Below are 15743 nucleotides of genomic sequence, written 5' to 3' on the forward strand. Positions count from 1 at the left end.
GGCTGATGGATATCCATCAGCCTGCTTTTTTATTCCTCACGCATTATTTTGATAAAGCTCCCATGCTTCATCAAATACAGTCATACTTGATAAATAATGTCCGTTGAGCTCTAAATAAGAACTCAGTTCGTCATAATCTGTTGAAGATTTAGGGAAGCTGTGATCATCATAAGCACTTCGCGCAAACTCTCCCATTCGATCATGTTTTTTATTTGATCGGAATTTCATTATATAGTGATAAAAGGATTTCATCGTACTCCCCCTCCAGCGGTATGTGTATCTTTTCTATCATTTTTTCAAGAAATCTACAACTTTCTTCTGTGATATGTAGATGTCGAACACTGCAATATAAGTGGTTTACTGGACAAAAAATATTAAATTCATGTTACAGTTGCAAAACAAATTTCACTATTAGCGTAACTAATAAATATTGTTATATCAATATTTTTCTTTTTTCAAAAAGACATTTGTAACAAAAACACATCGTTTTTATAACAAAAGCATTGATTCGACAGGTTTCTCAAACCTTTATGTAATTGCAAAAAAGAAGAATTCATGTTTTAATTCCGTAGTGAAAGGTTATTCTAACAATAATCGCCATTTAAATAAATCTTGTTGGTGGGAGGTTTACATCAGCATATGTTGAGGAAAAATAATACTATGAATACTCGAAATGCTTACTTTGATAATGCTAAATTTGTATTAATTTTTTTGGTTGTATTTGGACACATGATTTCTCCGTACCGAACAGATAGCAGCGGAATGCTGTCCATTTATCACTTTATCTTTATTTTCCATATGCCTGTCTTTATTTTACTAGCAGGTTATTTCTCAAAAAATTTTCATAAAAAAGGCTATTACAAAAAAATATTTACAAAGGTGGCTCTTCCTTACTTAGCTTTCCAAACTATCTATACCCTATATTATAGCGTGCTTTATACAGATGAAACGTACACGCTTCAATATTTGGTTCCTAGATGGGCAATGTGGTTTCTACTGAGCTTAATTTTTTGGAAATTAATGCTTCCTTTCTTTGCGAAATTCCCGATGTGGATTAGCTTAACTGTCTCTATTTCGCTTGGACTTGCAATGGGCTTCATTGATATTGACGGATTTGATAAAATTCTAAGCATTAGCCGAATGTTTGTCTTCTTCCCGTTTTTCCTTTTAGGCTACTATTTGTCACAGCGACAAGAGCCTTTTACAAATCTTTTGACAGCGCGAAATCGAATCATTGCATCCATCGTATTACTAGTGACATTAATCGGAAGCTATTCTTTCTTAGACGACACGGCTTACACAGATATGCTGTATGGAACGAACACGTACGACAATGTGGCCGAATTTTTAATGCGCGTTTCTCACTATGGAATTGCTTTTCTTGTATCTTTTGCCTTTATGGCTTTAATTCCAACGCGCGGTTTTGCTTTAACAAGCATTGGACAGCGATCCCTATACGTGTATTTATTGCACGGCTTCATTTTAAAATGGTTCTTTACAACTGACTTCTCAAAAAGTCTAGAGCCAACGTCATGGGGGATTATCGTCTTAATTGCCCTGTCCATTTTAGTAACGATGCTTCTCGGCAGCCGTATTGTCGATTGGTTCATTACAGGTACTAAGCTCATCGTTCAGTTTGTTACACCTAAAAAAGCCATTCAGAAATTTTCATTAGCATTCAAACGTACGTTTTCATAAAAGTCATACTCCTAAAGGAGTATGACTTTTTTCATTTTCTTCGAAGAAACCAAGTAAATAATTTCATTTTGCTGAATTTTATGTTAACGTTTTAATATCTGAAGGAAGGGAGTTTTTCAAGATGGAATTAGCATATTATGCTGGAGAGTTTAGAGATATTAATGAGGCTGTTATTCCAATTGATGAACGCGGTCACCAATTTGGAGACGGTGTTTATGAATTTATTCGCGTATACAAAGGAGTTCCGTTTTCAATTGAACGTCACTTAGACCGCTTAGAAAGAAGTGCAAAGGCAATCTTTATCGAGCTGCCGATTTCAAGACAAGAGCTAAAGGACATCATTCATCAAGCAATGGAAAAATCAACGTTAAAAGACGCTGATATTTATATTCAAGTTACGCGCGGGATTGCTCCTCGAAATCATTTATTTCCCGATGTAGCTGCACAATTAGCACTCACAATACGTCACCCTCGTCAAACACCTGAAGAAGCCTATGAAAAAGGCATTTCCACGCTTCTTTTGGAAGACGAACGATGGGCTAATTGCTATATCAAATCATTGAACCTACTTCCTAACCTTCTGGCCAAACAAGCTGCGGCTTCTAAAGGATGTAAAGAAGCTATTTTAGTAAAAGACGGATACATAACCGAAGGGTCGAGCAGCAATGTATTTGCGATAAAAGACAACGTCTTGTTCACGACTCCTGCCACAAGAAAAATTCTATCCGGTATTACGCGCGCTAACGTGCTGGAATGTGCGCAGGAACAAGCCATTCAAATCCGCGAACAAAATATGACTCCTTCCTTTTTAAAAGACGCTGATGAAGTTTTTATTACGAGCACGTCTGTTGGCCTCTTGCCCGTTTCGAAAATAGACGAAGTCGAACTTCCAACTTTCCGTCCTGTTACAGTGGCTTTAAAACACGCCTACAGCCTGCGCACTGCTGGAACAAAGGCTTATCAATAAGCAAAGCCGCCCCTTACAAAATAAGGGGCGGCTTTTTAGAATTTAAAGTAGTTGCGCTTTAATAATCTTGGCACTTTTAATAGCTCATCATACCGAATGGATTCATCAAGTTTTTTTGTATCGACAAGAAGCAGCTGTGTTTCCACTTCTTCTATGATCTCTTCTTCTTGATATGACATCCCGCAACCTGAACAGCTGATACATGGCATATGAGTAATTTCAATACTTCTCGTTCCATCTGGCAATTCCCAGTATGCGGTATTGGTTGTTTCTACCGCTTTTTCTTCTTCGCACCATGCGCATTGAACAGTCATATTACAGGACCTCCTTAAGATGATGGAGCATCGTCGCTTTTAACGTCTTTTTTCAATTGAGCTTTAAACTTTTTATCTTTTAATTCATCTCTTTTTTCACGTTTATCTTTTAGACTTTCGTGAGCACTGTCACTTTCATATGTTTTACGTCTTTTTACTCTCCCTAACCCTTCCGGTACAAGGTTGAATTGAGCATCATTCATAAGACCCGAGATGCCGATGGAAGAATCTTTAGCATCCGATGCTGGATAAACAGCTCGAAAATAATCATCTGCACGCCCAGGCACATAGCTTTCTGGCTCCGGATACGTCGTAATCACTCCTTCAAAGTTTCGCAGAACAACTTTACTTGCGCTTTGACTAATAATATAGTTTGGCTGAACTGCAATCTTTCCTCCTCCTCCTGGCGCATCAATAACAAACGTTGGAACAGCATAGCCAGACGTATGACCTCGCAGCCCTTCCATAATTTCAAGCCCTTTGGAAACAGGTGCGCGGAAATGTCCAATTCCTTCTGACAAATCACATTGATAAATATAGTAAGGACGAACGCGTATTTTCACTAAATCGTGCATAAGCTTTTTCATGATAGCTACGCTGTCATTAATCCCAGCTAAAATAACCGCTTGATTGCCAACTGGAACGCCTGCATCGACAAGCATTTCACATGCTTTTTTTGTCTCTTCCGTAATTTCAATGGATGTATTAAAGTGAGTATTTAACCACACTGGATGATATTTCCTTAAAATGGTACATAAATTTTCTGTTATTCGCTGCGGAAACACAACGGGTGCTCTTGTTCCAATCCGAATAATTTCCACATGGGGAATAGCTCGTAAATTCTTCAAAATATATTCTAAAATGTTGTCATTAATCAGCAAGCCATCACCGCCTGAAATGAGTACATCTCGTACTTCAGGTGTTTTGGCGATATAAGCAATCGCAGCATCTAACTGCTTTTTTGGAACGCCCATTCCGATTTGTCCTGAAAACCTTCTTCGAGTACAGTACCTGCAGTACATGGAACATTGATTGGTGACTAAGAACAAAACGCGATCAGGATAGCGATGAGTCAACCCTGGCACTGGAGAATCTTCGTCTTCATCTAGGGGATCTTCTAGATCATATTTTGTTTTATGAAGTTCTTTGCCAACCGGAACAGACTGCATACGGACGGGGCAGCGAGGATCATCTGGATTCATCAAAGATGCATAGTAAGGCGTAATATTGAGCGGAATGGTTTTGGTTGAAATGCGTACTCCTTCTTCTTCTTCAGGAGTTAAGTTAATAACCTTTTTTAAATCATCTAACGTTCGAATTGTGTTTGTTAATTGCCAAATCCAGTCATTCCATTTTTCTTCAGGAACATCTTTCCATAACTCAATATCTTTCCAGTGTCGGGACGGCTTATATAAATCATATAACATACAATCGCTCCTTTATGAAGATTTACTATTGTTATATGTTACAGCCCATAAATTGGTTAATTATTTCTCACCCTTTACTTTTTGACAGATCCTTCACCCATACGTTCATATCTTCTAACGATTTATAAATGTAACAATTATTCGTTAACCTTCCCGTATAGGTATAGCCAAGCTGCTGAAAGGCGGCGTTCATCCCGAATGAAAGCGCTCTCGCTATTGTGTATGCACAAAAAATATGCCGCTGTTTTAGCTCCGCCTCTAGTGCGTTTAATAAATGCTTCATGAATCCATACTTTCGGTAAGCAGGGAGAGTCGCACAATCCGTTAGTTCAGCATTGTGATAGACATAGTCAATTTCAGCAGAAGCAGCGCTAACGATATCGTTCTTGTCAACTATGATATAAAACAAGCTATCTTCTTGAAGCAAATTAGAGAGATACTCTTCTTCGTAGAGGGGAGTAGGATACACTGTGAAGATTTGACGGTAGAGCTGAGAAAGTTGTTTAGCGTCAGATGAAATGGCTTGGCGCATGATCAGTTGATTCGATAAAGAAGAATAATCAGATGTCGGCAAATTCAACACATCTTGAAGCAGCTCTGTTTCTTTTAACGTCTCCCCGCTTTCTCGGCGGGATTGAGACGTATAGTAGCATAAAAGATACGCGTCGCTTCCGTTAAAATAGTAGGGAACAGTTGCTTCTAAAGAAAATCCCAAGCTTATCCAGTCCAACAGATGTTCAGCACGTGCTTTTATAATCCACTTTTCGTACGTTTTCTTATCAATTTCTTTATATATATAGCTGTAAATATCGTTTACATTTCCCCGGTAATCATCTACTCTCAGACGCTTGTTATATTCATCTAAAAAAAGAGTCATAGCAAAGGTTGGCTGACAAATATTTTCTTGTTTCCCCATTTGTTTGTATCCTCTCCCTTTTTAGCTTAGTCCGCAATACTGCACCAGTCTGCTACAGTGAGAGCAATAATTTCCGCTGCGTCAAGCATCGTTTGAATACAAATATACTCATTCGGAAAGTGGGCCACTTCTGTTACTCCCGGTCCAAAAACAACTGTTGGAATATCCCCTACTTGTGACAGTATCCCTCCGTCCGTTCCCCAAGGAGATGCTTCAATGATCGGCTGATTCTGTTTCACTTGATAAAAAGAGGACGAAAGAGAGGTCATAAGCGGATGCTCCAATTCAATTTCACCGGGAAGCCAGTGGGCCCCAAACCATTCCAAGTCGACAGGGTGCTCAGCAAACCACTCATCACGCTGAGCCAAAAGTTCAAGCCAGGATTTCATTTCTGCTCTGACATTTTTCATTTTTTCATGCGGAGCAACTCCTATCCTGCCTTCTAATATTACTTGATCAGCGACTGAAGAAGGCCACGTTCCGCCTTGTATATTTCCGATATTAATCGGCACGGGAATGGGGATTTTATTATAGAGCGGATCGGTAATTCGGCTGTTTCTCTCTTTTTCAAGACCCTCAATATGTTTAAGCACAACAGCTGCTTTTTCAATCGCACTCACGCCTTCATACCGAGTCCCTCCATGTGCTGCTACTCCATGCACGGTCACTCGAAACCACATGGAGCCTTGCTGTTTAGGGAAGATCTTCATGTTGGTTGGTTCTGGAATGATGGCACCATCTGCTTTATACCCTCTAAGTACACAGGAAAGTGTTCCTGCCCCTCCGCTTTCCTCTTCTACTACGCTTTGAAAAATAACATCTCCTTTTAGTGAAATATCTAGCTCTTTCAACGCTTGAATAGCTAAGAGTAACGACACATTTCCTCCTTTCATATCCGTTGCTCCGCGTCCATATAAGTTTCCATCTTTTACAACAGCCGTATAAGGGTCTTCCGTCCACTGTGAAAGATCTCCGGGTGGCACTACATCAATGTGCCCATTCAAAATAATGGATTTCCCTCCGCCTTTCCCTTTTAACACGCCTACCACATTCGGACTGTCTCGAAAAGTAGAACGGTTGGAGGCAAAAGCTTCATGGCTGCGAAGTATTTTTTCGTCCGGTTCCCATATATCAATATCTAACTGCAGCTGTCGAAGGCGTTCAATAACAATTGCCTGCGCATGCTTTTCAGAACCTTGTACGCTTGCTTCTTCTACGAAACGCTTGAGTAAACGCACTGCACTTTGACGATGCTCTGTCATCCAGTTATGAATAGATTGCTGTATGTTCATGTAAGGGTCCTCCTTATGGTATCGTAATCAATTGATCACTCAGGCGAACTGTCGCTTCTGTTGAACTCAAAATATCCTCTACAGTATAAGGAGACATTAACTCTGTTAGAAGAAGCGCATCTTTTTCTACTTTAAAAACCGCCCGATCTGTAATAACTAATCCCACGCAGCCCGAAGCAGTCAGAGGTAAAGAGCACGTCTTAACCAGCTTCGGTTCTCCTGTCTTGCTCGTATGATTCATTAGCACAATGACTTTTTTCGCTTTTTGAGCTAATTCCATCGCTCCTCCCATCCCAGGAACTCGCTTACCTGGCACAATCCAATTAGCTAAATCCCCTTTTTCACTCACTTCCAACGCACCAAGAATGGTCATATCGACGTATCCTTTTCGAATCATCGCGAAGGCTGTAGCACTGTCACAGTATGAAGCCCCTTGAACGGTAGTTGTTGGATAGCCTGCTGCATTACAAACATTCTCATCTTCTTCACCTAAAGGAGGGGAAGATCCTAACCCTAAAATTCCATTTTCAGCATGAAACATCACATGAACAGCGCTTGGCACATAATTAGGAATAAGAGAAGGAATGCCAATCCCTAAATTAACAATCATGCCGTTTTGAATTTCAGCCGCAGCACGTTTTGCAATACGATGACGAATATCTATTCCCAAACCCATTTCCAATTCACTCCTTTCGAAGGGACAATATAATCCACAAATACACCTGACGTCATCACGTTCTCTGGGTCAATGTCCCCAAGAGGAACAATTTCATCCACTTCAGCGATAGTTATACGACCTGCCATTGCCATTAACGGATTAGTGTTTCGAGCGCTTTTATCATAAAGCAAGTTGCCGAATGGATCTGCTTTTTTTGCATACACAAAAGCAACGTCGGCTGTGAGCGGCTTTTCCACTAAAAATGTCTTGCCGTCTACTTCCACTTTTTCTTTTCCAAATTGAATAATGTCATTTTCTATTCCTACATCAATCAGTACTCCTCCGAGTCCAACTCCTCCCGCTCGAATCCGTTCAGCAAGCGTTCCTTGAGGAGAAAACTCAACTTCCAGCTTTTCTTCTGTCATCAGCGTTCCAGCCACTGGGTTCGACCCAATATGAGAAGCAATCAGCTTTTGAATTCTTCCTTGGCTTACCAATTTTCCCGCACCAATATGAGGAAAGCCTGAATCATTACATATCAATGTAAAATTTGATTTTCCGCTTTCAATCAGACCATCAATGAGAGAAGGCGGGCTGCCTACTCCTCCAAATCCTCCTATCATCAACGTAGCCGCATGATCCACGTATTCAATCGCTTGTTCCACAGTTGTGATCTTTTGAAATGAGTTTTCGACCTTTGTCACTCATTTCACCTCATTTCTCTGTTTTTCATTTTGCACTTCATGCAATGTTTTCGAAAGCAGATCGACCGCTTCATCAAGCTGACGATGAGTAATCGTAAATGGTGGCGCAATAATAATACCGTCTCCTTCTACTCCGTCTGTTCCTGCTTGTGAAGGATAAAGGAGAAGACCATTTTTTTGGGCTTTACTTATTACGCGTGCCGTCATATTTTCCGAAGATGAAAAAGGCTCCTTCGTCTTTGGATTTTGCACAAGCTCAAGACCAACTAGTAAGCCTTTGCCACGTATATCACCAATGATAGGGTAAAGAAGTTGAAGCTTCTTCAATTCCCCTACTAAATAGTCTCCTTTCAGCGCTGCTTCTTGAACAAGATCATGCTTTTCAATATAGGTTAAAACAGCTATCCCTACAGCGGATGACAGCGGATTAGCGCTTAGCGTATGTCCGCTCATAATTAATTTGGATCCGTTCATGATAGGTTCAATCGTTTTGCTGCTAGCTAACGTAACGGCTATTGGTGTATATCCTGCTCCTACTCCTTTTCCAAGCGTCATGATGTCTGGTTTAACTCCCCAGTGCTCATACGCAAACATCACGCCTGTACGCCCAACTCCAGTCATGACTTCATCCGCAATCCATAACACATCATATTTATCGCAAATTTCTCTTATCACTTCATAATAACCGGGAGGAGGTGTAAGCGCTGCTCCGGCTGCTCCTACAATGGGCTCTGTAATAAAAGCAGCAATATGTTCAGGGCCGGTTCGTTTGATAACTGTTTCCAATTCGCGTGCACAAGCAAGATTACAAGATGGATAGGTTTGATGAAATGGACACCGATAGCAATAAGGAGGCGAAACCGAAGGATAATCTTCAAGCAAAGACGAGAAGCGTTTTCGTCTTCCAACGTGCCCTGACATAGACAGAGCTCCTATTGTAATACCGTGATAGCTCATCCAGCGTGACAAAACCTTTGTTTTGGTTGGCTTTCCTTGCTCTTGAAAATGCTGAATTGCCGTTTTCATAGCCGTTTCAGTCGCTTCTGTCCCGCTGTTAACAAAAAAGCTCCACTGGAAATGATTGCTGCTTAATTCACATAGTTTCTTAGCTAAGGCTTCTGTTGGATCACTTGTAAACTGCGACCGATATACAAACGCAACTTTCTGTGCCTGATCGGTCATCGCATCAATAATTTCTTTTACGCCGTGTCCAATACTTGCTGTAACTGCCCCCGACGAAGCATCTATGTACCTTTTTCCATCTTGGTCGTACAAATAAATTCCTTTTCCATATGAAATAACTGGGTAGTCGTCGTCGAGCAGCGGCTTTATTACATGAGTTTTATTCATTTCCGCACTCTCCTTTCAAACATACACTCTTATTAAACTGTATGCTGAAACGAAGAGTTTCTTGCCAATAAAAAAAGCCCTAGCATATAGCTAGAGCTTTTACGCTTATTAAGCTGATTGCGTTACAGATTTATCGATACGCTTTGCTTCTGACTCAGCCACAATAACGGCACACGCAGCGTCTCCCGTAATATTTACAGATGTACGAAGCATGTCAAGCAAGCGATCAATTCCAATAATCAATCCGATACCTGCTACAGGCAGACCAACCGAACTCAATACCATTGCTAGCATAATGAGACCAACTCCAGGCACACCTGCTGTACCAATACTAGCAAGCACCGCTGTCAATACAACCGTCACAAGAGCACCCAGCGACAGGTCAACGCCGTATACTTGTGCAATAAAAATAGTCGCTACACCTTGCATAATTGCCGTTCCATCCATGTTAATGGTAGCACCTAACGGCTGAACAAAACTGCTGATGGACTCCGGGACACGAAGATTTTTTTGAGCCACATTCATTGAAATCGGAAGCGTTGCATTACTGCTTGATGTACTGAATCCAACTGTCATCGCAGGAGCAAAACCTTTAAAGAATTCAATTGGGTTACGTCTGGCCATAAGAGCGACTGATCCCCCATATGTTACGATCGAATGGATAAACAGTGCGAGCACGACTACAATCATGTACAGCCCCATCGCTTTAATTGCCTGCCAGCCTTGACTTCCGACTGCTGTTGCAAGAAGCCCAAATGTTCCGTAAGGAGCAAACTTCATCACTAGATTCACAAGGTACATCATCAATTCATTGCCTTGCTCAAGTAAATTGTAAAGCCCTTTTGTTTTACTTCCAAGCATCGTTATACCAAAACCGATAAAGATAGAGAAAACGATAAGTTGAAGCATATTCCCTTCAGCCATCGCTTGAATTGGATTGACTGGAATCATATTTAAGAATGTTTCTCCAACCGGCGGTGCTTTTTCGGCTTCAAAAGAAGCGTTTTTTGTATCAAAAGATCCAAATGTTCCTGGTTTAATAACAAATGCTAATAATAAACCAATTACAATAGCAACGGTTGTTGTCACTAGGAAGTACGAAACTGTTTTAGCCCCGATTCTTCCTAGTTTTTTAGGATCTCCTAAACCTGCTACACCTAACGTGATAGAGAAAAACACAATTGGTACAACAAGCATTTTAATTAAGCTTAAGAAAATTTGGCCAAGCGGTGTAAACAAGTACTTGTCCAGCGGAGCAAAAGCACTTGGAGCAAAAGCGTTAATTAACACTCCTACAATAGCACCAGCAATTAGCGCGATAATGATCTTTGTCGATAGCTTCATAGATTTACCTCCCGTAAATAAATTATATTAGAATGATTCTAACTACTATACTTATTTTACCATGCATTGAGAACGATAACACTCAAAATATACAATATATTAAAAATTTTCAGATTAATAGTTTAGGAATATTTTTAGCTATACAAAAAACCATGAGAATATCATGGTGTCATAGACCTGTTATTCCCTCACTGAATGCTTACGGAGTTAGCTGTCGGATTCGGGTACGTGAGTTACCCTACTTGATTCATTCAAGATTCACCCCAAGTACATTACGCACAAATATGGGTCCCCCGTTCTCTTATAAAACAAAAGAGATTAAGCAAATAATTTTCTTTAATATTTTTGCATGATAATAATTGTTACTTTAATTAAAATTCATTTTATATGTTTCTGTCAAGTTTTTATTCAAAAATAATGCATGATTTTATCATAAAAAGTTGATAATTGTTATATTTTAAAATTTTTACATCATATTTCAATAAACCACAAATACTTATTTAACAAGACTTACAATCTAATGGATAAAAAATTAATTCAAAAAATAGTTTGTAAAGTGAACTTTATTCTCATTAACTCTCATTCATAAATTTGCATAATTATTCTAATATCCGTGTACTTTATTGCTTTCATAAATATTTTACTCATCAAAAAATAACTCTTTTCAACTGTTGATTTTATCCTTGTATTGCTTGATATACCCTCCTTAAAATTCCACTGAATTTATTGATGCAAAGAAATGGACATTATCAATTCGCCTTATTGTATTTAATTCTGTTCACGATAGAAGGATGGATTCCGTCATACTTTTTAAAAAAGAGCGGGTAATTATCATATAAAACTATCGGAGTTGGAGCGGTACAAGTTCTTTACTTTTTACTTAGTCGCTCTCGTTATTTAACACATAAAAAAAAGAGGCCGTGACGGCCTCTTTTTTTATACAGTAACAGGTTCAGAACTTGCTTTGCGATTCTTTAATTTTTCAACAATGTCACGCGCTACCCACACACCGCACGCACTTGCCTGCGCGAGCCCTCGCGTAATACCAGCTCCGTCTCCTCCCACGTATAAACCAGAAATTTCAGTTTCAAACTTATCGTTTAACTTCGGACGGGCGGAGTAAAATTTCGCTTCCACACCGTAAAATAGCGTATGTTCAGATGCTAACCCAGGCGTTACATGATCCAGTGCTTCTGTCATTTCAATTAAGCTTTTCATCGTATTATAAGGAAGCACTAAGCCCAAGTCACCAGGTACAGCTTCTTTTAACGTTGGTTCTAAAAAGCCTTCTTTAATTCGAGTCGCTGTTGAACGACGGCCCTTTAAAATATCTCCATACTTTTGAACAACTAAGCCCCCGTTTGACAGCATATTAGCTAATCTTGATACTTCGTGCGCATATTCGTTCGGCTGATCAAATGGATCCGAAAATTTATGAGAAACAAGCAGCGCAAAGTTCGTATTTTGACTTCCAAGCTTCGGATCTTTGTATGCGTGTCCATTTGCTAACATAATACCTGAATGATTCTCTACTACCACATGTCCTGAAGGATTGCTGCAGAACGTTCTGACTCTTGTACCTACAGACGTATTGTAAATGAATTTCCCTTCGTACAAGTGCTTGTTGATTTCTTCCATAACAACGTTGGATGTTTCGACTCGAACGCCGATGTCCACTTGATTGTTAATCATTTTCAAACGACGTTTTTTTAGTAAGTCGCTCATCCACTTCGAGCCGTCTCGACCTGGTGAAACAACCACTTTATCAGCCGTAATTCTTTCACCATTCTTCAATTCGATACCGCGCACGATATGCTGACCGTCTTCTTTTTCTGTTATTAAATCGGCTACTTCCGTTTTATACTGCATATCAATTTTTTCTTTTAAGTATTCATAAATGCTTTTTAAAATTTCCAAATTTTGCTCTGTTCCTAAATGACGCACCTGGGCACGCAATAGCTTTAATCCTGCTGCGTATCCGCGTTTTTCAATTTCACGAACTTTATCAGTTAACGGATCCGTAATCGTATCGGTTGCTCCGTGTTTTAAATTAATTTCATCCACATATTTAATTAAATCTACCACCTGTGATTCAGATAGATAATCCGTCATCCAACCTCCAAATTCACTGGTGATATTAAATTTCCCGTCTGAATATGCGCCGGCTCCACCAAAACCATTTGTAATAGAACAAGCGGGCAAACAGCCAGCAAACTCTTTTTTGCCAACCGCAGGCGGACATTTTTCAATTTTTTTCTGAAGAATCGGACAATTACGTCGATAGATATCGTGTCCTTTATCGATTAATAAAATAGTTGCTTCCGGTAATTTTAACGTTAACTCATAGCAAGTAAAAATCCCAGCGGGTCCTGCCCCTACCACAATAACATCATAATTTGAGTTCATTGTACATTCTCCCATCATCTTTTTTCTTTGGGTAAAAGATAAAAGTTATTGACCGAATTTTCTTTTTTTATTATCATTCGGTTATTTTCTAGCCATTTGATAATATATCAAAAAAAAATCCTTTAGTCAACAATATACACGAACATTAAAATAAAATATTTAAAAAACATTCGTTTTTATTCCGAACAAATAAAAACCAGTGAACGAATAGCAAGCGCTATGAAATGTTCACTGGTTCTTTAATGTACGGAAGAGCAATTTCTACTTTTGTTCCTACTCCTACTTTACTCGCAAATGAAATATGCCCTTGATGCTGTTCGATTATTCGGTAGCTAATCATTAACCCTAGCCCCGTTCCTGTTTGTTTAGTGGAATAAAATGGTTCACCTAGCCGAGCTAAAGATTGCTCATCAATTCCACAGCCTTCATCCTCGATAATGACCATGCCGTATTCATTTCTTTTCTCAACGGTGACTTTAACTGTACCTTTGCTCATTGACTCAAGCGCATTTTGAATTAAATTAATAAAAACTTGTTTAAGCGCATTTTCTTCACAAAAGATTGTAATCTCATCACTAATCTCATTAATAATACGACAGTTTTTATAATTGGCGTGTGTATCTAATAGTAATGTCACATGACGTATGATTTGATTGAGACTTTTGGGGTGGTATGAGTTTTCAATTTTAGGCTTGGCCAGCGTTAAAAATTCTTGAATAATGGATTCGACGCGATTCAATTCTTCAAGCATAATATCATTGTATTCTTCGTTGTACTGTTTCGATGCTTTTAACAGCTGAATAAACCCTTTAATCGCCGTCATTGGATTACGAATTTCATGTGCTACTCCTGCCGCTAACTTGCTCACCATTGTAAGCTTTTCAGATTTGCTTGCCATTTCATCATATTTTTTTCGATCCGTTACGTCGCGAATAATATACTGAATGGCATCCTGTCCTTCAAACTTAATTTTGGTTGCCGAAGATTCAATAATGACAACTCCTTTTTTAGTCAATAGTTTCACATCAACACGCGGCCTCACGGACATTCCATTCATCAGCTGAACCATTCGTTCTTTTACGATTTCTAAATGTTCGGGGTGAATAAAATGAAGCCAAGGACGCCCGATATACTCTTCTTTTTTCTCGCCGCCAAGAAGTTTAACACCAGCAGGATTCAAATATTGAATTCGGCCTTCTCTTGTTACAATAAATGCATCTTGACTTTGCTGGACAAACTGCTTATATTGCTTCATTTTTCGAATGACTTCCTCTTGTTTTTCAATACTTGAGGAAAACTCTTTCCACTGAACAACTAAGAGCGGAATATCCCCTTCCGTGCGCTGAATATGGATGTGCATCGGAAACTGCTGATCTACTTTTTTCTTAAGTAAAACAACTTCTTCCTCTTGCTTTCTTAACGGTTCCACTTCATGCTTTTCAATAAAAAAGCGATTTGGCTCTTCAAATACATTACAGGAAAGAAGTCGTTCTTCCGTCGTTTTAAAAAGGTGGCAGCACGCTTCATTTAAAATTTGAATATCTCCATCCATATTCATTACGAGCATTGGTGTAAATGACATTGAAAATAGCTGTTGAAATACTTTTTCCTTTTCCATATATTCACCTTCGCTTATTGAGTTACTAGCTATAGTATAATATGGTAAATGTTGATTTGGCAAAATTTTTTTATTATTTAAATAATTTATATGTAAGTTTGTCCTTTTCTATCTGTTATAAAAAGCTCGCACATGCGAGCAAATGAGGCCTAATCAGCAAAAACAGGTGCAGCCAATGATGATTAATAAAATAAATAGCACAACAATTAATGCAAATGACTGACCCGTTCCGCAATGATGATAACCGCCAATTGGATAGCTAATTGGATAGTGGCAAGTATCATATAGGTGGTGATAGCCTCCGTGATGGCATGGGTCGTAACAATCGTAGTTATACATAGCAATCTCTCCTCTTGTTTTTTTTATTCATTTCGTACACTGTACTTTATATGCATTAGTTGATTGTCCTGTATGTGCATTCGCCCATTTTTCACTTTCTCTTACGCCATATTCGCCTTTTCGGCTGCAGCGTATACGAAAACAACAAAAGTAAAATACTTCCCATTACCAGTAACGTAGTAAGCTCTTTCATAAATCCAATAATGCCCCCTATATACGGGAGATGGTATGCGTAGCTTCCAATCACTTTAAAAGAAGCAGGCAAAGAACCTCTTTGAGCTGTAACCAGTACATCAAGCTCTTGATTATGGGCCAGTACAAGTTCATTCTTTGAAGAAGATGATTCGTCTCTAAAGACAACTATATCTCCGCGATGCAGATGGTGATAATCCGTTTCTTGAACGGTCACGGTGAAACCAAATAGACTTGGAACTGTACTAACAAATAAAAATGTAAAGCAGATAGCATAAAGAACAAGTACATATCGAAACGCAGAAAACATACATTTATTGATCATAGGTAATCAGCTCAATTCGCTCGGTTACTTTATTTAGCGCGGGGGTAATGTGAATAAATGAAGTAGAGCGCTCTGTAAATTGAATTAAAAGTAGCAGCAGTAAAAAACTTAACATAATTAACCGTAGCATCCGAGCATAAAAATCGCGCATGCTCTCACTCCTTTTTTCTATACTAATTTCGGTCGTACAATA

At 39.1% G+C, this 15743-nt stretch carries 16 protein-coding genes and 1 riboswitch; of the genes, 2 read left to right on the forward strand and 14 right to left on the reverse strand.

The features are described from left to right. Nucleotides 1-36: 36 nt before the first annotated feature. Nucleotides 37-252, reverse strand: a complete 216-nt coding sequence (locus ACFX4G_RS25220) for a YozE family protein (protein ID WP_013058722.1) — start codon at nt 250-252, stop codon at nt 37-39. Between the two features lie 408 nt (nt 253-660). On the opposite strand from ACFX4G_RS25220, the gene ACFX4G_RS25225 reads away from it, so the two are divergent. Together ACFX4G_RS25225 and dat are read left to right on the forward strand one after the other, a co-directional pair. Beyond that, nucleotides 661-1698 carry an acyltransferase family protein gene (locus ACFX4G_RS25225; RefSeq protein ID WP_013058723.1) on the forward strand — a complete coding sequence of 346 codons (1038 nt, stop codon included), beginning with the start codon at nt 661-663 and terminating at the stop codon, nt 1696-1698. A gap of 121 nt (nt 1699-1819) precedes the next feature. Further along, entirely contained in the window at nt 1820-2665 is an 846-nt protein-coding gene (gene dat, locus ACFX4G_RS25230) for a D-amino-acid transaminase (RefSeq protein WP_377577725.1), read from the forward strand. Nucleotides 2666-2700: 35 nt separating this feature from the next. Here the strand turns inward: dat and ACFX4G_RS25235 are convergent, their stop codons facing one another. From ACFX4G_RS25235 to ACFX4G_RS25295, 13 genes are all read right to left on the reverse strand, one after another. Beyond that, entirely contained in the window at nt 2701-2979 is a 279-nt protein-coding gene (locus ACFX4G_RS25235; RefSeq protein ID WP_013058725.1) for a YokU family protein, read from the reverse strand. Nucleotides 2980-2993: 14 nt separating this feature from the next. Beyond that, complete coding sequence (kamA, locus tag ACFX4G_RS25240; protein ID WP_028410902.1) at nt 2994-4406, reverse strand: lysine 2,3-aminomutase; 1413 nt, start codon at nt 4404-4406, stop codon at nt 2994-2996. A gap of 67 nt (nt 4407-4473) precedes the next feature. Continuing rightward, complete coding sequence (gene ablB / locus ACFX4G_RS25245) at nt 4474-5322, reverse strand: putative beta-lysine N-acetyltransferase (protein WP_377577728.1); 849 nt, start codon at nt 5320-5322, stop codon at nt 4474-4476. 26 nt (nt 5323-5348) lie between these two features. Continuing rightward, nucleotides 5349-6614, reverse strand: a complete 1266-nt coding sequence (locus ACFX4G_RS25250; protein WP_097824463.1) for a peptidase — start codon at nt 6612-6614, stop codon at nt 5349-5351. Nucleotides 6615-6627: 13 nt separating this feature from the next. Then, on the reverse strand, nt 6628-7290 hold the full coding sequence (locus ACFX4G_RS25255) for a 3-oxoacid CoA-transferase subunit B (RefSeq protein ID WP_043976615.1): 663 nt from the start codon (nt 7288-7290) through the stop codon (nt 6628-6630). Beyond that, a complete protein-coding gene (locus tag ACFX4G_RS25260) occupies nt 7275-7976 on the reverse strand; it encodes a CoA transferase subunit A (RefSeq protein ID WP_043976614.1) in 702 nt (233 codons plus the stop codon). The genes ACFX4G_RS25255 and ACFX4G_RS25260 overlap by 16 nt, the downstream gene beginning before the upstream one ends. Next, entirely contained in the window at nt 7977-9326 is a 1350-nt protein-coding gene (locus tag ACFX4G_RS25265) for an aspartate aminotransferase family protein (protein WP_043976613.1), read from the reverse strand. It abuts the gene before it with no gap. 108 nt (nt 9327-9434) lie between these two features. Beyond that, nucleotides 9435-10670, reverse strand: a complete 1236-nt coding sequence (locus tag ACFX4G_RS25270) for a dicarboxylate/amino acid:cation symporter (RefSeq protein WP_097824465.1) — start codon at nt 10668-10670, stop codon at nt 9435-9437. 180 nt (nt 10671-10850) lie between these two features. Then, nucleotides 10851-11005, reverse strand: a riboswitch (cyclic di-AMP (ydaO/yuaA leader). 601 nt (nt 11006-11606) lie between these two features. Further along, on the reverse strand, nt 11607-13076 hold the full coding sequence (locus ACFX4G_RS25275; RefSeq protein ID WP_013084690.1) for an NAD(P)/FAD-dependent oxidoreductase: 1470 nt from the start codon (nt 13074-13076) through the stop codon (nt 11607-11609). A gap of 217 nt (nt 13077-13293) precedes the next feature. Further along, nucleotides 13294-14694: an ATP-binding protein gene (locus ACFX4G_RS25280; protein ID WP_013058734.1), complete on the reverse strand. Its 1401-nt coding sequence runs from the start codon at nt 14692-14694 to the stop codon at nt 13294-13296. Between the two features lie 153 nt (nt 14695-14847). Beyond that, complete coding sequence (locus tag ACFX4G_RS25285) at nt 14848-15033, reverse strand: YjcZ family sporulation protein (RefSeq protein WP_075419415.1); 186 nt, start codon at nt 15031-15033, stop codon at nt 14848-14850. Nucleotides 15034-15124: 91 nt separating this feature from the next. Further along, nucleotides 15125-15550: a hypothetical protein gene (locus ACFX4G_RS25290; protein WP_377577731.1), complete on the reverse strand. Its 426-nt coding sequence runs from the start codon at nt 15548-15550 to the stop codon at nt 15125-15127. Continuing rightward, nucleotides 15540-15701: a hypothetical protein gene (locus ACFX4G_RS25295; RefSeq protein ID WP_164796341.1), complete on the reverse strand. Its 162-nt coding sequence runs from the start codon at nt 15699-15701 to the stop codon at nt 15540-15542. Before ACFX4G_RS25295 ends, ACFX4G_RS25290 begins: the two co-directional genes overlap by 11 nt. Between the last annotated feature and the right edge of the window lie 42 nt (nt 15702-15743).

Origin of the sequence: Priestia sp. YIM B13486 (assembly GCF_042787865.1) — a bacterium.
GTDB classification, from domain to species: domain Bacteria; phylum Bacillota; class Bacilli; order Bacillales; family Bacillaceae_H; genus Priestia; species Priestia megaterium.